Origin of the sequence: Moraxella nasicaprae (genome assembly GCF_025643275.1) — a bacterium.
GTDB classification, from domain to species: domain Bacteria; phylum Pseudomonadota; class Gammaproteobacteria; order Pseudomonadales; family Moraxellaceae; genus Moraxella; species Moraxella nasicaprae.
This window is the reverse complement of sequence record NZ_CP089977.1, coordinates 230,971-251,352: the sequence shown is the minus strand read 5'-3', so window position 1 is coordinate 251,352 and position 20,382 is coordinate 230,971. Positions and strand designations below refer to the sequence as shown.

Below are 20,382 nucleotides of genomic sequence, written 5' to 3'. Positions count from 1 at the left end.
TATTATTGGTGGTTTTTTGGGCGTTAATAAAAAAACACCAACAAGATTGCTGGTGTTTTTTTGGATTGGATTATTTTTTAAATTGTTTGTGGCATGAACCGCAAGTGCTTGCCATAGCACCAAATTGTGCTTCAACATCGCTGTGGCTTTTTGCATTGGCAGCAGCAGCGGATAATTCAGCAGCAGCGGCATTAAATTTGTCAACTTCTGCTTTAAAGGCAGCAGCGTCTGTCCAAACTGTATCTTGTGCTTGTCCACCTTTGTTGGCATCACCCTCAAAGTGCTTCCACATCTCAGCGGTGCTATTGGCAATGCTGTCGGCACGCTCTTTGAAAGTGGCAGCATCAAAGCTTGCAGGATTTTCCATCATGCCTTTCATGGCTTCATTTGCCCCACGCCAATCTTGCATCAAATCTTGACGAGCTTTAATGCTGGTAGATTCGCTGGCGGTGGTTTCATTCTTGGTGCAACCAACCAAGGCAAGGCTTGATAGGGTGGCTGCTAGGATAAATTTAGTTAGTTTCATGGCTTCCTCGATTGGAGTGGCTAGAAGTTCATTAACACATCATCACGATGATGGTCGGATAAGTATGAAGAACTATTTTAGCTAAAAAATGGATAAAAAGCCCATTTTTTAACCAAATTAAAACAAATTTAACAGTTTATACTCAAATCCAATCATAATATTACAATGACAGCAGGCGGGCTTAGGTTGCTAAGTTGTGATGTTTGGTGTTGTTGGTTTTATCAACTATGAAAAATGATGATGGTGTGGTTTTGTTTTGATGACATTGTGGCATGATTTTTATGTGTTTGTTAAATGACATTGGATTAACCAATATCGACATTGTTAAAAAAATCAATCAAAAAGAGGGTTAATCATATGATGAACAGACAAAAAACCGCCCATGTAAGGCGTGAGCGGTTTTCTTGATTGGGCGATTATGATGATAAAGACAGCCAGTCTTTTGGTTTTAGATAAAAATCGGTCAGTTCATGCTCTGGTGTGCCAATCTTGGGTTCAAAACGATACTCCCAGGCCGCTAGTGGTGGCATACTTACCAAGATGGATTCGGTGCGACCATTGGACTGCAAACCAAACAGCGTGCCACGGTCATACACCAGATTGTATTCTACATAACGACCTCGTCGGTACAGCTGAAAGTCTCGTTGTTCGGCAGTGTAAGGGGTGTTTTGACGCTTGGCAAAGATGGGGATAATGCCGTCAATATAGCCTTGACCGACCGCTTGCATGAAGTCAAAACATTGCTCAAAATCCCACCCTGTGCTGGCGGTATTGACATCATCATAGAACAGCCCGCCCACACCACGACACTCGCCACGATGTTTTAGATAAAAATATTCATCACACCATGCTTTGTACTGGTCATACACCCCATCGCCAAAAGGCTGACAGACATCAAATGCCACTTGATGCCAATGCTTGACATCATCAAGCACAGGATAAAATGGTGTCAAGTCAAAACCACCGCCAAACCACCAAATCGGCTCGCTACCATCATCGGGCGTGGCAACAAACAGTCGGACATTGGCGTGACTGGTGGGAACATGTGGGTTTTTTGGGTGAACAACCAACGATACACCCAATGCCTGAGCTTTGGCTCCTGCCAACTGAGGGTGTCTGGTGGTGGCGGACGCTGGCATTTGATTGATGTGAATATGACTAAACATCACGCCTGCTTTTTCGATGACCTTACCATCATGAAGTACGCAAGAGATACCGCCACCGCCTTCTGGGCGTTGCCATTCATCTTTGATGAATTTGGTGTCACTTTTGCCATCAACACCTCCCAAAGACTCCTGGCGTTCTAGGGCGGTGATGATATTGGTCTGCAACTCCAATAAAAATGCACGAACTTGGGCGATGCGTTCGTCAAATTTGGCGGTGCTGTGCATATTTTCTCCTGATATTAAGCTAGAACAAACAAGTTAATGGTCTAAATCCTGCTGGCTGATGTGATGGCTCATCTTTTGACCTTTGACATTTAGGTAGTCTTGATTGTGTGGATTGACACCAACGATGAGTGGCACTCGTTCGATGATGTCAATGCCCATGTCGGTCAGACCTTTGACTTTATTGGGATTATTTGTCAAAAGGCGAGCTTGTTTGATACCGACCGATTTTAGCATCACTTCGCACATTTCATAAGTGCGAGCATCGGCTGGCAGTCCAAGCAGCAGATTGGCTTCTAGGGTGTCATGCCCTTGGTCTTGTAGAGCGTAGGCACGAATTTTATTGGTCAATCCAATGCCACGACCTTCTTGGCGTAGATACAGTATCGCCCCACAGCCATGAGCATTGATGGCTTGCATGGCAGCATTCAGCTGAGGGCCGCAATCGCATTTTAATGAGCCAAAGGCATCGCCAGTTAGGCATTCAGAGTGAATGCGAATCAGCGGTATGGTGTCGTTGTCGTGATTTGGCAAACCTTTGGTTAATAAAACATGTTCTTGTTTGTCTTCGTTTTCAAAAATATGAATTTCAAATTCGCCATGCATGGTAGGCAGGTTGGCTTTGGTGATGAATTGGTACAAATATGCCCCCTAAGGTGTTTTTTTAATGATTGATGATGAGTGTGCAAGAAAATTTACGCAAATTTGACAATAATATATGGCGTTTTTCTAGCAAAAATACAACCTATCTTGTAAAATAGTGATTTAGTTCATTGTGTGCATATTATGCCACACTATCATCGATGATGAAATGCACCGCTATTATTTTATTGGAAAAAGACAAGTAATCATGCCAGATTTAGCCCAGAACACCAACCTTTCCCATCAAGCCAAAGTCTTTCAAGAGCTGCCAACCGTGCGTCCTGATACGCCAATTTTGGACACGGTGGCGTCACCTGCTGATTTAAAGCAGTTATCCCAACATCAGCTATTACAGCTTGCCGATGAACTGCGAGCTTATCTGTTGTATTCAACAGGGGTGAGTGGTGGACATTTTGGGGCGAATTTGGGCGTGGTTGAATTGACAGTGGCGTTGCATACAGTCCTAGATACGCCTTATGATAAGCTGGTGTGGGATGTTGGGCATCAAGCCTATGCGCATAAAGTGCTAACAGGTCGCCGTGAGCAATTACCCAGCATTCGCTCAAAAGGAGGTTTGACCGCTTTTCCAGAGTGCAGCGAAAGCGAGTATGATACTTTTGGGGTGGGGCATTCGTCCACATCAATTTCAGCAGCGTTGGGCATGAGCTTGGCGTCTAGACTGCTTGGCGAATCTCGCAAAGTAGCGGCAGTGATTGGCGATGGTGCGATGACAGGTGGCATGGCGTTTGAGGCGATGAATGACGCCGTTCAGCAAAACGCTGATTTATTGGTGGTGCTGAACGATAATGACATGTCAATTTCACAGGCAATCGGTGGATTTAGTCGTCATTTGGCAAAGTTATGGCAACGAGGGTTGGCGATGGATATTGACAAGCATGGCAATATCTTGATGACCAAGCGAGACATTTCGACTGATGACCGTCGCATTCGCCACTATTTGCACATGGCTAATGAGGCCTTAGAAGATGTATCAAGCCGTCTGCCTAGCAAGATTGGCGAAAAATTGGGTGAGATTTTTAGTGGTACGCCACTATCGCCTTTACCTGATAAGATTGCCGAAAAGATTGGCGATAAATTATTTGCTGATAATCTATTTAAAGCGATTGGCTTTACTTATCTTGGGCCGTTTGATGGGCATGATTTACCCAAGCTGATGACCGTGCTTGAACGAGCCAAAAATCTGACAGGAGCGGTGTTGGTGCATGTGCATACGGTCAAGGGTAAGGGATTTTTGCCAGCCGAAGCCGACCCCATTGGCTATCATGCGATTGGCAAGCTGCCCAAGGCGGATTCATCATCTGATAAAGCTCATACCGTCACTACTCCTAAGAAAAAATATTCCCAAGTATTTGGCGATTGGCTCATGCACACCGCCAGCAGTGATGATATGCTGGTTGCCATTACACCTGCCATGGCAGAGGGTTCTGGCATGGTTGAATATGCCAAAGCCTATCCGCAGCGTTTTTTTGATGTGGCGATTGCTGAGCAGCACGCCGTGACTTTGGCGGCAGGTATGGCAACCAGCGGTCGTATCAAGCCCGTGGTGGCGATTTATTCCACCTTCTTACAGCGTGGCTATGACCAGTTCATTCACGATGTGGCATTACAAAATCTTGATGTGACTTTTGCCATTGATAGAGCAGGGCTGGTAGGCGAAGATGGAGCGACACACGCAGGTGTGTTTGATTTGGCATATTTACGCTGTATTCCCAATGTCATCATTGCCACACCAAGCGATGAGCATGAATGCCATCAACTGCTAAACACTTGTTATCGCCATCAAGGCACAGCAGCGGTGCGTTATCCTCGTGGCGAAGGTGTGGGTAGGGTTGTCGGCTGTGATGATGAGCATTTTGCCATCGGACAAGCAAGCGTGGTCTGGCAGACAGATGACTTTGAACAACTGGCAGATGATAAATTTGCTGTACTGGCTTTTGGTACCCGTTTGCATGACGCATTGGCAGCCAGTCAAGATTTTATCAAGCAAAACCATATACCGATGACGGTGGTGGACATGCGTTGGGTTAAACCGCTGGACAGCCAGCTTATCGATACGCTCATTCGTCAGGGAGTGACACGGTTTATCACGGTTGAAGAACACCAAATCACAGGCGGTGCAGGTTCGGCAGTGAATGAGTATCTGGTCAAGGTAGGCTATGCAGGTAAGATAACTAATATTGGCATTGAAGATACATTCATTGCTCATGCCAGTCATGCTGAGCAGCTTGCCCAGTGCGGTCTGAATCAAGCAGGTATTTTACATCGCCTAAATCAGCTGACCAAAAAATCTGCTGATAACTGATGGCGAAGAATCCAATTTTAGGATATAATGACACTTCTTTTTGTATGATGAATACAAAATCGCTATTTAACCAAAAAATATTTGCAAGGTGAATTATGGAACCGATGGTTGTCATGGCGGCACAAGCTGCCCAAAAAGTAGGTCGTGAGATTTTAAAAGCCCACCAAAACCGCCACCGCCTAGATTTGGCAGTGGAGTCAAAAGGTTTGGACGGTTTGGTAACACAAATTGACCGTTATGCCGAAGAGCTGACCATTGCTACCCTAAAAGAAAGCTATCCAAATCATTCTTATCTGGGCGAAGAATTTGGCTTGCAAGAAGGCAAGGGGCATGATGCTGAGTGGTGCTGGGTGATTGACCCAATTGATGGCACTCAAAATTTTGTGCATGGTGTGCCACATTTTTGTGTTTCCATCGCCGCCCAAAAAAATGGCGTAACCGAACATGGCGTAGTTTACGACCCTGTGCGTGATGAGCTGTTTTCTGCCAGTCGTGGCAAGGGTGCATTGATGAATCAGCGTCGATTGACCGTCAGCGACCGCAAGACCATCTCAGGCGGTTTGTTTACCACAGGACATCCTTATGAACGCATGATTGATGGCGTACGCACCAGTTTTGCTCGTCAGCATTTTGCCAGCTTACAAGCCATCTGTGAAAATGGCGGTCAGGTTCGTCGCTTGGGTTCAGCGGCACTTGACCTATGTTATGTGGCGGCAGGGCGTTTTGATGGTTATTTTGAGATGAGCATCAAGCCTTGGGATATTGCTGCTGGCGAATTGATTGTGAATGAGGCTCGTGGTGTGGTGGTTGACCATAAGGGTGCAAATAATGCCATGCACACAGGCTCTATTTTTGCTTGCAACATGAAATTATTAAAGCCACTAATGCAGACCGTCATTCCTACTTGGGAAAATGCTTTGATTGGCTAATATGCCAAGATTGAGCAAAACCAGTCAAAACCAGTCATTGTTTGGCTGGTTTTTTGTTTTGAGCTGATTTGTTACAGCTTGAAAATGTATGACAAAAGATGTCAAAAATGAAACAAGTGTTTACACTTTATGGGGTGAAATTGATGATTTTTGGTTGTGCAGATGGGGTGCTTAGGCTATACTAACTCACATAGATTGATGAGTCAAAAGATGTGCTTTGGTGCATTACCGATGACTTTGTAATAAGGATAACGACCATGCAAGCAACCCAAAAGACCCCAGCTGCCGTGATGAATATTTTGTCAAAAGGCAAAGAAAAGCCGATTACTACCGAGATGATTTTGGCGGTATTGGCAAAGTTATCACAAGGTAATGCTGAGCCTTTGGCATTGAGTGCGTGATTACTTTATTATCATTGATTTTGTTCATAGTTTCTCCTAAAAAACCACTTTCTTTGGAAAGTGGTTTTTCTCTTGGCAGTATTGATGCTCATGATAATTGCTCATAATGCACCAATGCTTGTTCTAGGTGGGTTGGCAGTGTTTCAATGTTGGGCAGGGCGATGGGGCAGGCGATGATGCCAAAATCTAGTGTATTTTGATAGTTACAAAAGCTGATATTAAGTGCTTGCCCATCAAACAGCACGGAGGCTGGATACATTGCCGTCAGTTTTGCCCCATTAAGATACAGAGGCTCATCATCACCTGGCACATTGGAAATCACCAGATTAAAGGCTTGTTTTTGTGGGTAGATGCCCGATGCCAGATTGATGCCTGCCCATAGATAATTGACTGCTAAATAGCTTAGCGACTCACCAAAACCAAACTGAGCAAGTTTATTTTTGTTGTATTCCATGCTTTGATGGACTTGTTGCAGGCGAGTTTGAGCATCTTGATGATATGTCCCTAGATTGGCAGGCACAAAAGAAATCTGATTGCCAAAACTGGTGTCGTTGGTGCGAAGTGAGATTGGCACAAAAGCAATCAATGATTGGCTTGGCAAATGACCCTGTTCGGTCAGATAGCGGCGTAGTGCATCGCCACATACTGCCAAAATAGCGTCATTGGTGCTGACACCAAATCGCTGAGCGATTTGAACAAATCGTTGCTTTTGGGCGGTATATAATCCAAAAAATCTTTGGTCGCTGATGCGTTGATTGAGTATGCTTTTAGGGGCGGTCAGACTACTGATAAAACGAGTGTCTTTGTGCCAATAATCTTTGACATCTTGCACCAGCTGACGAGCCACAGGAGCGATGCCTTGCCATTGGCTTTTGAGCAATTGACTCAAAGGTAGGCGATGTTTGGCAAAACTGGCTTTGCGTTTTTTGACGATTTTTGCCCAAGGAGGTAAGTCATTTTTATCATCAGGCGATGATGACAATGAGCGTTGAAATAGACGCAAGGCTGCCACACCATCAACCAAAGCATGATGCATTTTTAGGTACAGTACGAATCGGCGAGCCTGATTTTGGGGATTGGGATTAAGATTATCAATCAGGTGTAGCGACCATAATGGATTGTTTTTATTGAGTTTTTCGCCATGTAAAGATGAGATAAGTGTCATCAGTTCCAAATCATCACCCGTGTGCAAGCGATGATAATGGCAATGTTCTTGGGGGTTAAATTCTTCGATATTTTGCCAAAAAATCCATTGATGGCGTTTTTGGTCAAAAGGAAAATTGGGCAGGCGAGCATCGTCAATGTCTTTGAGTAGATGTTTAACAAAATCATCAGGGGCATTGGTTGGTAATTCAAAAAAACAAACACCCGCCAAATGCATGGGCTGTTTTGCACGGTCAAGAGCAAAAAATAGATAATCAGCCAGAGTCAAACGCCTCACCATGCACCTCTCAATCAGTCATCAGATGGTTATTGTCATTCAATTTGTGCTAGATTCTATCATAAAATTAGTATAAGACAATCGCTCAATCCATAAAAAAGCCCAATAAATTGGGCTTTGATGTTTAGCTAAATGTTGGTACACCACTATGGAATCGTAATTCATCATCAGGACTGTCAATCAGTTCTTTTTCAACTTCACGAAAAAACGCCACTCGTGCATCGATGTCCTCGTCACAAATCGAGCGAGCCAAACGGATATAGTCTTCATAATGACGACTTTCTGATTTTAATAAATATTTATAATATCGTGCCAGTTTTTCGTCATCAATCACTTCTGCCAATGCCGAAAAGCGTTCGCATGAGCGAGCTTCAATGAATGCACCAATAATCAGTACATCAACCATTGCCGCAGGCTCAAAGGTGCGTTTGTGTTTTAATAATCCTTTGGCATATCGACCTGCTGGCAAATGGAACCAATCAATGCCTCGCTCTTTCATCAAAGTAATGACTTGCTCGTAGTGTAACATTTCTTCACGCACCAGCTGTGCCAAACTTTCTTGCAAATCTCGATGAAATTCATAGCGAAAAATCAGGTTCATTGCTGTGCCAGCCGCTTTTTTCTCACAGTTAGCGTGGTCTTGCATGAGTAGGGGTAGGTTCTTTTTGGCAACTTCCAGCCATTTGGTTGAGGTTTGACAGCCCAAAAACTCATGGATATGACTAATGTCGGTCTTGGCACGAGCATTGGTGGTGATGACTTTTAGGTCGTCTTCTGGCAAAATATCGCTGGCTTGATTCATAAAAACACTCTTTAAAATCAATGAATTAGATGGATATTGGTTGTCTTGATGGGTTTGATGATGGAGCTAAGTATAGCATAAAATTTTGATGGGCTAAATCATAAAATAGCAAAGTCTGCCATGAAATAATTTACCAAAGTCTATTGATGACATCACGACTGACAAACATCATACTATCTGATGTGGCGGACAAACCATCAGCCGCATCGATGCCGTGAAGCTGCTGATGGCAAATGATTTTTTTGAGCAATATTTGATAAAATATAGACATAAAAGGGTAATATTTTGTGTAAAAATTCATCAATTCTCTTATCTGTGATTGATAAAAAGTCAAGTTTTTGGCGATGAAAAGATGTAACAAATAATGTAATTTTGTCAAAAAATCAATTTGTCAGCACGCATGAAGAACATTTTTGGTTAAATTTATTAAAATTTTATCAAAAAATAAAATATCATAACTGATTGATTTATATAATAAAATTATTTTTTTACTTGAATTTTGATGATTTTTATCAAAAAAGGTATTGCAAAATATTTCAAACTTGGTATGCTATTGGACACAACAATGAAGTTTGTCAATCATTTGCAACTTTCCTGTAATTTTGTGTTATTGCTGTGATTGAATTTAAAAAAGGCCAATCATCTTACGCAAACAATCATTTTTTGATTTATAGCCAGATGATGAGTGACAAGTTATCTTGTAGGGCATTATGCCTATTTAGAGTGGAGAAACCCATGAAAAAATTAGTTTTAGCAACTGCTATCGCAGCACTATCTGTTACTGCTGCACAAGCTGCACCAACTGTATATGGTAAAGCATTCCTTACCCTAGATGTAAACACCAGCAAGGTCAAAGGTGGCGAGCGTGAAGATGGTCGTTTTACGCTAAACTCAAATGCTTCTCGCATTGGCTTTAAAGGTTCAGAAGCTCTAACTGGCAATACTGATTTGGTTTATCAACTAGAATACGGCATTGATGTTGATGCTGACCAAGATAAAAACTTCCGTTCTCGTGACACTTACTTGGGTGTGAGCAATAAGCAATACGGTACACTATTGGCTGGTCGTCTAAGTGCCATCGATGGTCGTGTGGACTATGCTAATGTGACAGACGGTGCAGTATTGGGCGGTGACAATGTTCTAGCGTCATTCGACTCTCCTCGTGCTAACAACACTTTTGCTTATGTAGCACCTACTTATAATGGCATCACTGCATCTGCCATGTACACCCTAGATGAAAATGATACAACAGATACTTTGGGTCGTGATGCGTTCGGTGTGGCTGTTCAGTACGAGCCAGAAAATCAACCATTCCGTGCTGGTGCATCTTATATCCGTGCTGGCAAAAACAATCAATTCACTCGTGTGAGTGGTGCATTTGACGCAACCCCAGCAGCAACCATTGGTGCGTTGTATCAACACGGCAAATATGCAGCTGGTAAAGAAAATGCCTTTACTGTTAGCGGTCAGCTAAAAACCCAAACTCCATGGACTGCATACACCCAAGTTGATGTCGTGTCTGATGTAGAAGGCGTTAAAGATGCTGACACGCAACGCTTGGTTGTTGGTGGTAAATACGCATTCAACAAAGCAACCACAGGTCACATCTACGGTGCTTACCTAAATAACGAAACTGGTTCTGGCGAAACCAAAACCGAAGTTCGTAGTGCTGGCATCGGTGGCGGTCTAGAATACAAATTCTAATCGCAGATGCCACACAAAAAAACCCGTCTATCTAGGCGGGTTTTTTTATTGGGCTATTTGGTCGAATTGGTTCAAGTATGGTTTATCTAAGCATCATCTCATCAAATAAAAATAGTGGGCAGATGATGGCAAAAGCGTGATTTGGTATGAGTTTACCAGCGATTTGAGGCGTTGTGTAAATACTGCTTAATGTTCCAAGCAAGCTGTTCAATGCCATCAGCACGAACAAAATCAGTTGTTATGGGCTGCATGGGTGCGATGACTTGCCAGTCTTGTTCGTGTTTGTGCAGATGCCATAAAATAAACGCTTGTGATTCTGGCAGGTCACTGAGTGCCACACTATCAGCGATGTTGTTTTCGTTATCGCTAAGCTGTACAACACCTTTATTGGCAAGATGAACAGATTGGCGATGATGGCTAGATAGCACAAAAATCAGATGATGGGTGGCAGGGTCAAACTCATCAGGACGCAGACGAATCTCCTCTTGGCTAATCAGGCTTTGTTCGAAATTTTTCGCACCTAATAAGGCATCTCCGCTGTGGCGAATGCTCTGGTTGTCATTTCTTAATCGTCCATACCAAATCGCCTCCATAAACTGATGATTAATGTCAAATAACAAACAGCTTAAATCCAAATCCATGGAGGTGGTGGGTGATTTATCCATCAAGGGAAGTTTGCTTAGCAGTTTTTGCATACCGCTTTTGGCGATGATGGTTTCTTGATAGCTAAGACTGATGTTCAGACTGCTGCCAATCAAACCCAATTCATTGAGGGTTTTGGGGGTGAAATGGCGTTGTAAGGGCATTGGGTGATTTGTTTCGTTCATGATGTCATCTGATAAAAAACTAATCCGCCATTGTAGCAAAATAATAACAGCTTGCCTAGTGGATAATTTATTAAGAAAATTTAATCAATTTTTTTGTTTAAAAAATCAGCAATACAGTTACAAAACATCACAAGTTGATGAACAAAGCATACAAAACTACCAGCTTTTTCATGGGAAAAAATGCTACAATAATTACCAATAAATTGATTTAGTTTTTTTAATAGTGGCATTGGCTGACGAGTGCGTTAATTGTACAGCCTGCGGTTTGCCATCATAACATTTTGCCCAATAAATTGACACCCAATTCCCATGAATCATCTGCATAGACCTGCTAAATCTGATACGCTTGTTCCCAAGTCAATCTTTTTGTTGCTTGCCAGTTCGCTGATTGCCAGTATGTCATTTAGTGCTTGCCATCAGGTTGGCGATAGTGTCAGCGGAGCAATTCAAGATGGACAAAAATCCAGTCAAGTCGTGCAAACCAAACACGATATCAGCAGTCAAGCGATGTTGGCAGATATTCAGACCTTGATGGATTATGAATGGGTTTTGGTCAAGGCACAAAAACAAGGGGCGGATATTCAGACTCTTTCATCGGTCATCAATCAAAAACAATCGATATTAAGATTTGATGAACAAAACATCTCTTATTCTTTGGGTTGTAATACCTATGCGGGCGATTATCAGCTCACGCAGGGAAAATTAACGCTTGGTGCCATGATGTCCACGCAGATGTTTTGTGATGACCTAAGCAGTATTGAAAATAAATTCCATCAAAGATTACAAAATAGCGTCCTAACCATCACTAAGGACAGTCATGGCGAAACAGCAACCCTAACTCAGACAAATGGTGTTGAGATTTTGACTTGGCAGGGTAAGCTGACACCCACCGCCAAATTTGGCGACCCTGTCTTGCTATTTTGGGAGATTCAGCCACAGACCGTCTATTGTGTGGATAAACAAGGTCATAATCAGCAGTGTTTGCGGGTGCGTAATGTGCATTATGATGAGCTTGGTATCAAAACAGGGGCTGGGGCATGGCGAAACTTTTATGGACAGATTGAGGGTTATCAGCACGACAGCAGTTTACGCCAAATCATACGCATTAAGGCGTTTAACCACCCAAAACCACATCACGAGCCTGTGTATTTGTTTGACATGGCGGTGGAGACAGAATTGGTTAAGTGATAAAAAACGGAGTGGTGGAAACTGCTCCGTTTTTTGTCTTCGATGTTGGTTTGGACTGACTTGATGGATTTGTTATTCATCATTGGTCTGATGTTTGTTTTTAAATAGCAACAAATCATCATCAGCCAACCGCCAGCGACCTTTTTTCTTGCTACTGCTGCGACCCAGTAGGGCGGTATTGCCCAGCAGTTTGTGCATGGAATGACTAGAATGAGCATGACAAATGGCACAGGCTAAACCGTCCGCTGCATCTGCTTGTGGCGTGACTTGCAGTGATAAAATGCGACAAACCATCGCACTGACCTGTTCTTTATCAGCAGCACCATAACCGCAGACCGCCTGTTTAATTTGTCGTGCAGTGTATTCGGAAACGCTTAAATCCAAAGCGGTTAGGGCGGCAATGGCTGCCCCTCGGGCTTGCCCTAGTTTGAGGGCGGAGTCTGGATTTGATGCCATAAAAACCTGCTCAATGGCGGCGTGCATGGGTGTGTCACTATATTTTTGATAGTGCTTAACAATGCGAGTTACGCCACCAAAAATCTGAGCAATGCGTTCGCTGATATTGGCACTATTGGTGCGAATCGTGCCTGCATCTAGGTAGCTGATTTTATCGCCTTGTGTATGAATGATGCCATAGCCTGTCATGCGAGAGCCTGGATCGATGCCGATGATAAGTGTCATATTTGTACTATTTTATGCTAAATCGTGTGCTTTTGTATTTTTGGACTTGAAAATTTGCCTTTTGCCCAAATAGTTTGATAGTATAACGCATTTTTAATTGCTTGTAGGTATATTTTAAGGAAAAAGTTATGGGTGCTGTTGTTGGCATTGCTTTAATTTGGTTCATCATCGAGATGCTTCTTTGGTATCTGATTGCCCAGTTTGTCAGTGGCTGGTATGTATTTTTTTGGTTTATTGTGGCGGCGGTCATTGGTATTGGCATGATTAAAAAAGCCGCTGGTACGCTCAATCCAATGGCACAGCAAGTCAAGGCAATGCAAAATGGTGTGATTCCCAATCCTGCCAATCAGCCAGCTGAACGCACCATCACCAAATCTGTGGCATTAGGCATTGCAGGCATTTTACTGCTACTGCCTGGTGTTTTGACCGACCTTATTGCTGCGGTGCTAATGTTGCCTATGGTACAAACCAAACTGACCAATGCCGCCAAAAATTATGCCTTAAAAAATCAAGATAAGATGATGCAAATGATGGCACGACAAATGGGCGGTGGCAGTCCATTTGGTGGTCAAAATCCGTTTGGGCAAGGCTCGCCATTTGGTGGTTCGCCATTTGGAAAAAGCTCATTTGGCGGTACAACGGTTGATGGCGATGCCACTACGGTTAATAAAAACATCAAACGCATTAACTCAGCCAATGATGAATAAGACTTGACTGTAAATAAACCCCAAGATTATGGGGTTTATTTTTTATACCATGGGAATGAATGATGATACACTCTGATGAAAGTTCATTGTTCATAAGAATGCCATCACTTGATGATGAGTAAAATTAACTAATATTATCAAAGACCACCATAGTAATTTTCCTATGAATACCATCAATAACCCCATTCGCCACACAGCCCCCATTCCGCCCAATATGACAGGGCGAGTTGCAGACATTCATTTGGATATTGCCAAAATTATAGGCGATGATATTTGGGCGAATGAATTATTAACTGATGATGACATTGCCAATTTAACTTTACCAATAGGCAAACAACATTCAAAATTTTTTGTGATAATTAGCACCATTGCTGTGATTTTATTGATGATTATTACAGTGTTTTGTTTGCTGTTATTATTATCTGATACAAGACTTTGGGATTTAATACTGTTTACTGCATTATTATCTTTTACCATTTTAATGTTTTATCAACATAAAAATAACTTAAAAGATGTATTGATTGATGATGAAAAAATCACCGTTATTAAAAGAAGTCCTTTTAACCTCAACCATCACCGCATTCAACTCATCTATTTTAAAGACATTTATCATAGCTATATTGAAGCGGTCCAAGTAGGCAGGGGTAATTATTGTTATTATTTGGTGGTGATTGAATATTTGATTTATGGCGATGATAAGGTATTTTACAAGAAAAAACAATTTACTGTGCAGGATTTTGGCACCAATCAAGATAAAGCCAATGATTTTTTAATCCTATTAAAAAGTTTATTGGAATATTATCATAAACACAATGGTACAAAAGCTCATTTACCAACCATAGAATTTATACCGCAACGCTGATTTTAAAATTATCATGGGAATATAAAATGTACACCGCCAAATTATCCCTAAAACTTTGTGCCAAAATTGATTATGATAATCATCAAGACAATGCCGATGATATTTTGTATGGATTGATTGTGGCTTTTGTTCAAAATGGTCAAATTGCTGATTGTCGCACACATCCCAATTTTATAGAAAATGATTGTCTTTGTGTGATTGTTAATATTTTTAATAACGACAGTTTAGATGAGAGGCATCATAATATTTCTATCAAGAAAACTTTATCAAAATTAAATCCTAATGATTTAAAAATAGAAATTTTGGGTAAAGAGTTTGAAAGTTTGGATATTGCCAAGCTAAATGAAACAAATGCTCTTATTTTAACCACGCACTGTTATACCAATGAGTCGCCCATTAGAAGTTTTGAATTTCAACCCATTCCCATTCATTATTTGCCAAAAACCAACCAAGATAATGAAAATTATTATAATCTGATTTGTTGGCAAAAAGATTTTCAAGATTGCGACAGTCTGCAAATGCGTTGCGTTGTTGGCGAACAATGGGCATTAACCCAAATGAGCGATGTTAATTCTGAATTATCCAAACAGGGTTTGGAGATTTGTCAAATTTTAAAAGAAAAATTAGGCAAACCTGTTTATTATGACCTATATCAATATTATATTTTGTCCAATGAAAAAAATCGCAAATGTCCAAAATGTGGGGGCGAATGGTTATTAAAAGAACCATTGCACGATAGGTATGATTTTAAATGTGATAAGTGTTATTTGTTGTCCAATTTTGGTGTCAGTGAAATGGAGTAGTGGCGATATATACCAACCGAATACGATTTTTGCCACAAATTGCAGGGGTGTGTTGCACACGCCCTTTGGTGGGGTCTATGATTGGGCGTGATCAGCACGCCCTACGCCAAAAATAAATTTGTGGTATAGTTAAAGAACCGCAAAATTGCCACAAAATCAGTTTTGGAAGTAAGGTACGTAACACGCACCATTAAATATCCTAGACAAAAAACGGTGCGTTATACGCACCTACGGCTTGTGGTAATTTTTAGGTTCGTTGGGTATATATACTAAATTCACTTTAAAACCCTACAAATCTATGCTAAAATATCGCTATTATGGCATATTCAATAGAACTTAAACAAAAGGCCTTAGCCTACTTAGAGCAGTGTGGTAATATTAGCACAGTTTGTACTGCTTACAACATTTCAAGAAGCACCTTGTATGCTTGGATTAAAAAACAAGAACAAGGTGATTTGTCCTGTCAAAGTGGTGGCAATCGTGGTGTTAAAGTGGACAGAAATAAGCTTAAAACTTATGTAGAGCAAAACCCTGATGCTTACTTGTATGAAATTGCTGAAGTTTTTAATTGTGGTACAAGTACCATCTTTTATGCTTTACGCTCTCTTGGTATTACCCATAAAAAAAGACCACAAGTTACAAAGAACAAGACCCAAACAAAATCAAAGACTATCAAGACAGGCTAAAACAGTTACAAAGCATACAAGACTACGAGCTTGTTTATGTAGATGAAACTGGTATTGACACTTACCTACACCGCACCCACGCCAGAAGTTTAAAGGGTCAAAAAGTCTATGATAAGGTGAGTGGTAAATATTATCAACGCATATCATTGGTTGCTGGACAAATTGGTAACAAAGCCAAAAACTTGATTGCTCCACTTATCTATCAAAACACAATGGTAAGCAACTTATTTGAAACTTGGTTTGAACAAATGCTTCTACCTAGCCTTGACAACCACGCCAAGCAAACAGGTAGACCTTGTATCATCATCTTAGATAATGCAAGATTTCATAGAATGAAGCAGTTACAGGTACTTGCTAATAACACAACATGCAAACATGTTATCTTGCCACTCCCACCTTATTCACCTAACCTAAACCCCATAGAACACACTTGGGCAACTATTAAGAGATGGCTTAGAAGTCATCTGTCAAAGTTTGAGAGTATTGAAGGTGGGCTGATGTCTTATTTTGAGTTGAATTGAGTATAATTTTAAAGTTCTATTGATATATAATAAAAAACACCGCCAACCCTTACAAATTGACGGCATTTTTTTATTTCAAATCACAAGTAACGCTTACTCATAATTATCAATACTAGGACAAGAACAAATCAAATTCTTATCGCCATAGACATCGTCCACTCGCCCAACCGAAGGCCAAAACTTATGAGCCTTGACATAAGGCAAGGGGAACGCCCCAACTTCACGGCTATACGGTCTGTCCCACTCGCCCACAATCACGCTTTGGGTGTGCGGAGCGTTTACCAGCGGGTTGTTATCGGCTGTCCAACCGTCCGCCCCTGCTTTGACCTTTAACGCTTCTTGTTTGATTTGTTTTAAGGCAGAAATAAAGCGGTCAAGCTCATCAATGCTTTCAGACTCGGTTGGCTCAATCATCAGCGTACCAGCCACAGGGAAACTCATTGTCGGTGCGTGAAAACCATAATCCATCAAACGCTTGGCAATGTCGGTCTCTGTGATGCCTGTTTCTTCTTTTAGGGGGCGAATGTCAATGATACACTCGTGTGCCACTCGTCCGTTTTTGCCTGTGTATAGCACAGGATAGTCATCTTTCAAGCTGGTTGCCACATAGTTGGCGTTCAAAAGAGCCTGCTTGGTCGCAGAAAGCAAACCATCACGCCCCATCATCGTGATGTACATCCACGAGATTGGCAAAATGCTTGCCGAGCCATAGGGGGCGGACGATACCGCCCCTTGACCAGATTGAGCATTAAATACAGGATTGACCGTATGGCTTGCGATGAATGGGGCAAGGTGCGACTTTAAGCCAATCGGACCCATACCCGGCCCGCCACCACCGTGTGGAATGCAAAATGTCTTGTGTAAATTCATATGCAAAACATCCGCCCCCACATCAGCAGGACGCATTAGGGCGACTTGGGCGTTCATATTCGCTCCGTCCATATACACCTGTCCACCGTGTTTGTGGATAAGGTCGCAAATGTCTCTGATACCTTCTTCAAACACGCCGTGCGTGGACGGATAAGTAATCATCAACGCCCCAAGTTTATCGCTATGCTGTTCACATTTGGCTTTTAAATCGTCAATGTCCACATTGCCAAGCTCGTCTGTGGCAACCACCACCACTTGCATTCCCATCATCTGAGCGGTCGCAGGGTTGGTGCCGTGTGCCGAGCGGGGGATTAGGCAGACCGTGCGGTCATTATCATTTCGGCTTTCGTGATAACGGCGAATGGCAAGAAGTCCTGCGTATTCACCGCTTGCCCCAGAGTTTGGTTGCATTGAAATTTCGTCAAAGCCTGTGATTGCTTTTAACTGCTCTTGTAGGCTTTTAATCATCTCAATATAGCCTTTGGTGTCTTCACTTGGGGCAAATGGGTGTACATTTGCAAACTCATTCCAAGTAATCGGCAACATCTCGCTGGTGGCGTTTAGTTTCATTGTGCAAGAACCCAGCGAAATCATTGAGCGGTTCATCGCCAAATCTTTGTCTTCCAAAGATTTAAGGTAGCGTAACATCTGATGTTCGGTGTGATAGCTGTTAAAGGTTGGGTGTGTTAAAATCTCATCGGTGCGGTTTAAGTCGCCCAAAACATTTTCCACTTTATCCAAAGAACCAATAGTTCTAAAAATTTCACACAATTCTTTAAAATCAGTCTCATCACTTAATTCGTGAAATGAAACTGAAATGCGAAACGCATCGTGTCTATAAAGATTGTAACCTTTTGACTTGGCTTGTTCAAATGTTTGGTCTGCAATCTCATCATTATCAAATTTGATTAAAACTGTATCAAAAAATACATTATGAACAACTTTTATACCTAATTGTGGTGCTTTTTCAAATGATTTAGCGAACGCCACCGCCAAAGCGTGAATACGACTGGCGATACGCTTTAAGCCTTCTGCACCGTGATAGACGGCATACATACCTGCTAGGTTGGCAAGTAGCACTTGTGAAGTACAAATGTTAGAATTTGCCTTTTCACGGCGGATATGCTGTTCACGAGTTTGTAGTGCCATTCTAAGAGCCGTGCCACCTTGTGCGTCTTTACTGACACCGATAATACGTCCAGGGGCTTGGCGTTTGTCCTTGTCTTTAAAGGCAAAGTAGGCTGCGTGCGGGCCACCAAAGCCCATTGGAATGCCAAAACGCTGAGTGCTACCCAAGGCAATGTCCGCTCCCATATCGGCAGGGGATTTAAGTAGCACAAGGCTCATAATGTCCGCCCCGACAATGGCATACGCCCCTTTGGCTTTAACGGCATTGATAACTTCGGTCAAGTCGGCAACATCGCCATCTTTACCGACATATTGAAAATACGCCCCAAAATACTCGCCAGTTTTGGCGGTGTCAAAGTCGCCGACCACGACCTCAAAGCCAAAATATTTGGCACGAGTGTTGATGACATCAAGGGTCTGCGGATAGGTGCGACTGTCCACAAAGAACTGACTGGATTTGGATTTACTGCACCGCTGTGCCATTGCCATTGCCTCAGCTGCTGCTGTGCCTTCGTCCAAAAGGCTTGCCCCTGCTAAGTCCATTCCGGTTAGGTCAATGCACACTTGCTGAAAATTAAGCAAGGCTTCCAAACGCCCTTGGGCAATTTCGGCTTGATAAGGCGTGTAGGCGGTGTACCAACCGGGATTTTCTAGCACATTACGCTGTATGACCGCAGGTAAGCGAGTGGGCGAGTAGCCTTGTCCGATATAGCTTTTGGCAACGGTGATGTTGTCCGCCATTTGACGAAGTTTGGCTAGGGCGTTATGCTCACTCATCGCAGGCGGTAAGTCCAAATCTTTATTTAAACGCACCGATGACGGCACCACGCTGTCCACAAACTCATCAAGGCTATTTGCCCCAACGGTTTTTAGCATTTTGTCTTGGGCAGATTGGTCATTGCCCAGATGACGGTGTACGAAAGCGTTTTCGTAAAATAGGTCGGAGAAAGTATTAAAACTCATATTTTGTCCTTAGATAAAAAATTAGTAATCAGAATAACTTTGCAACAATTTTACTTCATCAGGCGAATTGTCCCAAAAAAATTGTGTGCCATTTTTGTCAAAAGAACCCATAATGACCATACCGCAATCATCATCTTTCTCAAAAATATCATAATAAACTAAATCGCCATTTGCATTATAAAAACTTACCTTTGCTTTTTTGTCTGGTTCAAGCCATTCGTTTGTTTGGGTTTGCATTAAAGCTAATTTGTTGTCAATTCTACGAAAGTCTTTAAAACCATTTTCTGTATATTGACGCATACCAATAATGGTGGTGTGGTCTGGTGCAAATACAATATCAGCAATATGCTTTCCATTTGAATTGTATTCACAAATTTCATCTTGGATAATATTTTTGTCTTTATCCAAAACTAAGATACGGCAGGTTACATCGTCCGCATTGCGATAGTAAATTTTAACAAAATCTTCGGCATTGATATTGGCAAAGTGTTTTTTGATAAAATGCTGTAAAACTTTTGGGTCCATTTTATTTTTTGTAAAAATAGCGTAAATTTACCACAAACCTACGCTATTTTTTGTCAGATTACAAACTACCCTCGTACTCATCAGCACTCATCAAGCCGTCATAGTCAGACGCATTTTCTGGCTTGATTTTAAAGAACCACGCTTTGCCATAAGGGTCTTCATTGGCAAGCTCTGGGCTGTCCACCAGCTCTTCGTTGATTTCAACGATTTCGCCTGCGATTGGGGCATAGACATCAGAGGCTGCCTTGACGCTTTCAACAACGGCAATCTCTTCGTCAGCAGATACGGTGCGACCGACTTCTGGCAATTCCACAAAGACCACATCGCCAAGCAAATCTTGGGCGTGGTCAGTGATACCAACGGTGATGATACCGTCATCTTCAAGTTTTAGCCATTCGTGGCTGGCAACATATTTTAAATCGCTTGGGATATTACTCATAAAAAACTCCTAGCTAGGGTTGGGGT

General features: G+C 42.1%; 21 protein-coding genes. 10 read left to right on the top strand and 11 right to left on the bottom strand.

Translation table 11 applies throughout. The annotated features are described in order from the left end of the window. Window positions 1-70 precede the first annotated feature (70 nt). From LU297_RS01075 to ribA, 3 genes are all read right to left on the bottom strand, one after another. Window positions 71-526, bottom strand: coding sequence for a c-type cytochrome (locus LU297_RS01075; RefSeq protein ID WP_263076579.1), 456 nt, complete (start codon window positions 524-526; stop codon window positions 71-73). Between the two features lie 416 nt (window positions 527-942). After that, entirely contained in the window at window positions 943-1,917 is a 975-nt protein-coding gene (gene hemF / locus LU297_RS01070) for an oxygen-dependent coproporphyrinogen oxidase (RefSeq protein ID WP_263076578.1), read from the bottom strand. Window positions 1,918-1,950: 33 nt separating this feature from the next. Then, the gene (gene ribA, locus LU297_RS01065; RefSeq protein ID WP_263076577.1) at window positions 1,951-2,556 is read right to left on the bottom strand and encodes a GTP cyclohydrolase II; all 606 of its coding nucleotides are present in this window, start codon (window positions 2,554-2,556) and stop codon (window positions 1,951-1,953) included. Between the two features lie 208 nt (window positions 2,557-2,764). Here ribA and LU297_RS01060 point away from each other — a divergent pair, with 208 nt between their 5' ends. The 3 genes from LU297_RS01060 to LU297_RS01050 all read left to right on the top strand — a co-directional run bounded on the left by LU297_RS01060 (window position 2,765) and on the right by LU297_RS01050 (window position 6,209). Then, on the top strand, window positions 2,765-4,879 hold the full coding sequence (locus LU297_RS01060) for a 1-deoxy-D-xylulose-5-phosphate synthase (protein ID WP_263076576.1): 2,115 nt from the start codon (window positions 2,765-2,767) through the stop codon (window positions 4,877-4,879). A 95-nt stretch (window positions 4,880-4,974) separates the two neighbouring features. Further along, window positions 4,975-5,808, top strand: coding sequence for an inositol monophosphatase family protein (locus LU297_RS01055; protein ID WP_263076575.1), 834 nt, complete (start codon window positions 4,975-4,977; stop codon window positions 5,806-5,808). Between the two features lie 257 nt (window positions 5,809-6,065). Further along, entirely contained in the window at window positions 6,066-6,209 is a 144-nt protein-coding gene (locus LU297_RS01050) for a hypothetical protein (protein ID WP_263076574.1), read from the top strand. Window positions 6,210-6,297: 88 nt separating this feature from the next. On the opposite strand, the gene LU297_RS01045 is transcribed toward LU297_RS01050, so the two are convergent. The 3 genes from LU297_RS01045 to LU297_RS01035 all read right to left on the bottom strand — a co-directional run bounded on the left by LU297_RS01045 (window position 6,298) and on the right by LU297_RS01035 (window position 8,723). Continuing rightward, on the bottom strand, window positions 6,298-7,650 hold the full coding sequence (locus LU297_RS01045) for a wax ester/triacylglycerol synthase family O-acyltransferase (protein ID WP_263076573.1): 1,353 nt from the start codon (window positions 7,648-7,650) through the stop codon (window positions 6,298-6,300). A 124-nt stretch (window positions 7,651-7,774) separates the two neighbouring features. Further along, window positions 7,775-8,452 carry a MiaE family protein gene (locus tag LU297_RS01040; protein WP_263076572.1) on the bottom strand — a complete coding sequence of 226 codons (678 nt, stop codon included), beginning with the start codon at window positions 8,450-8,452 and terminating at the stop codon, window positions 7,775-7,777. A gap of 130 nt (window positions 8,453-8,582) precedes the next feature. Next, window positions 8,583-8,723, bottom strand: coding sequence for a hypothetical protein (locus LU297_RS01035; protein WP_263076571.1), 141 nt, complete (start codon window positions 8,721-8,723; stop codon window positions 8,583-8,585). 464 nt (window positions 8,724-9,187) lie between these two features. On the opposite strand from LU297_RS01035, the gene LU297_RS01030 reads away from it, so the two are divergent. Then, window positions 9,188-10,156, top strand: coding sequence for a porin (locus LU297_RS01030; RefSeq protein ID WP_263076570.1), 969 nt, complete (start codon window positions 9,188-9,190; stop codon window positions 10,154-10,156). A 152-nt stretch (window positions 10,157-10,308) separates the two neighbouring features. On the opposite strand, the gene LU297_RS01025 is transcribed toward LU297_RS01030, so the two are convergent. Continuing rightward, window positions 10,309-10,983 carry a TerD family protein gene (locus tag LU297_RS01025; protein ID WP_263076569.1) on the bottom strand — a complete coding sequence of 225 codons (675 nt, stop codon included), beginning with the start codon at window positions 10,981-10,983 and terminating at the stop codon, window positions 10,309-10,311. A gap of 309 nt (window positions 10,984-11,292) precedes the next feature. On the opposite strand from LU297_RS01025, the gene LU297_RS01020 reads away from it, so the two are divergent. Beyond that, the gene (locus LU297_RS01020; RefSeq protein WP_263076568.1) at window positions 11,293-12,171 is read left to right on the top strand and encodes an META domain-containing protein; all 879 of its coding nucleotides are present in this window, start codon (window positions 11,293-11,295) and stop codon (window positions 12,169-12,171) included. Between the two features lie 72 nt (window positions 12,172-12,243). On the opposite strand, the gene ruvC is transcribed toward LU297_RS01020, so the two are convergent. Beyond that, window positions 12,244-12,852, bottom strand: coding sequence for a crossover junction endodeoxyribonuclease RuvC (gene ruvC / locus LU297_RS01015; protein ID WP_263076567.1), 609 nt, complete (start codon window positions 12,850-12,852; stop codon window positions 12,244-12,246). Window positions 12,853-12,980: 128 nt separating this feature from the next. Between ruvC and LU297_RS01010 the strand changes: the two genes are divergently transcribed. The 5 genes from LU297_RS01010 (at window position 12,981) to LU297_RS10015 (ending at window position 16,431) form a co-directional block, all read left to right on the top strand. Then, window positions 12,981-13,559 carry an FxsA family protein gene (locus LU297_RS01010; protein WP_263076566.1) on the top strand — a complete coding sequence of 193 codons (579 nt, stop codon included), beginning with the start codon at window positions 12,981-12,983 and terminating at the stop codon, window positions 13,557-13,559. A gap of 241 nt (window positions 13,560-13,800) precedes the next feature. Continuing rightward, a complete protein-coding gene (locus LU297_RS01005; protein ID WP_263076565.1) occupies window positions 13,801-14,421 on the top strand; it encodes a hypothetical protein in 621 nt (206 codons plus the stop codon). 26 nt (window positions 14,422-14,447) lie between these two features. Beyond that, complete coding sequence (locus tag LU297_RS01000; protein ID WP_263076564.1) at window positions 14,448-15,224, top strand: Zn-ribbon-containing protein; 777 nt, start codon at window positions 14,448-14,450, stop codon at window positions 15,222-15,224. 317 nt (window positions 15,225-15,541) lie between these two features. Next, window positions 15,542-15,910 (top strand): IS630 transposase-related protein, encoded by a 369-nt coding sequence (locus LU297_RS10020; protein WP_115007331.1) that lies wholly within the window; start codon window positions 15,542-15,544, stop codon window positions 15,908-15,910. Next, on the top strand, window positions 15,886-16,431 hold the full coding sequence (locus LU297_RS10015) for a transposase (RefSeq protein ID WP_349773723.1): 546 nt from the start codon (window positions 15,886-15,888) through the stop codon (window positions 16,429-16,431). The genes LU297_RS10020 and LU297_RS10015 overlap by 25 nt, the downstream gene beginning before the upstream one ends. A 93-nt stretch (window positions 16,432-16,524) precedes the next feature. Here LU297_RS10015 and gcvP read toward each other — a convergent pair whose 3' ends face one another. The 3 genes from gcvP to gcvH form a co-directional block, all read right to left on the bottom strand. Beyond that, on the bottom strand, window positions 16,525-19,392 hold the full coding sequence (gcvP, locus tag LU297_RS00990) for an aminomethyl-transferring glycine dehydrogenase (RefSeq protein WP_263076563.1): 2,868 nt from the start codon (window positions 19,390-19,392) through the stop codon (window positions 16,525-16,527). Between the two features lie 21 nt (window positions 19,393-19,413). Next, entirely contained in the window at window positions 19,414-19,800 is a 387-nt protein-coding gene (locus tag LU297_RS00985; protein WP_263076562.1) for a hypothetical protein, read from the bottom strand. A 175-nt stretch (window positions 19,801-19,975) separates the two neighbouring features. Beyond that, window positions 19,976-20,356 (bottom strand): glycine cleavage system protein GcvH, encoded by a 381-nt coding sequence (gene gcvH, locus LU297_RS00980; protein ID WP_263076561.1) that lies wholly within the window; start codon window positions 20,354-20,356, stop codon window positions 19,976-19,978. Window positions 20,357-20,382: the final 26 nt, after the last annotated feature.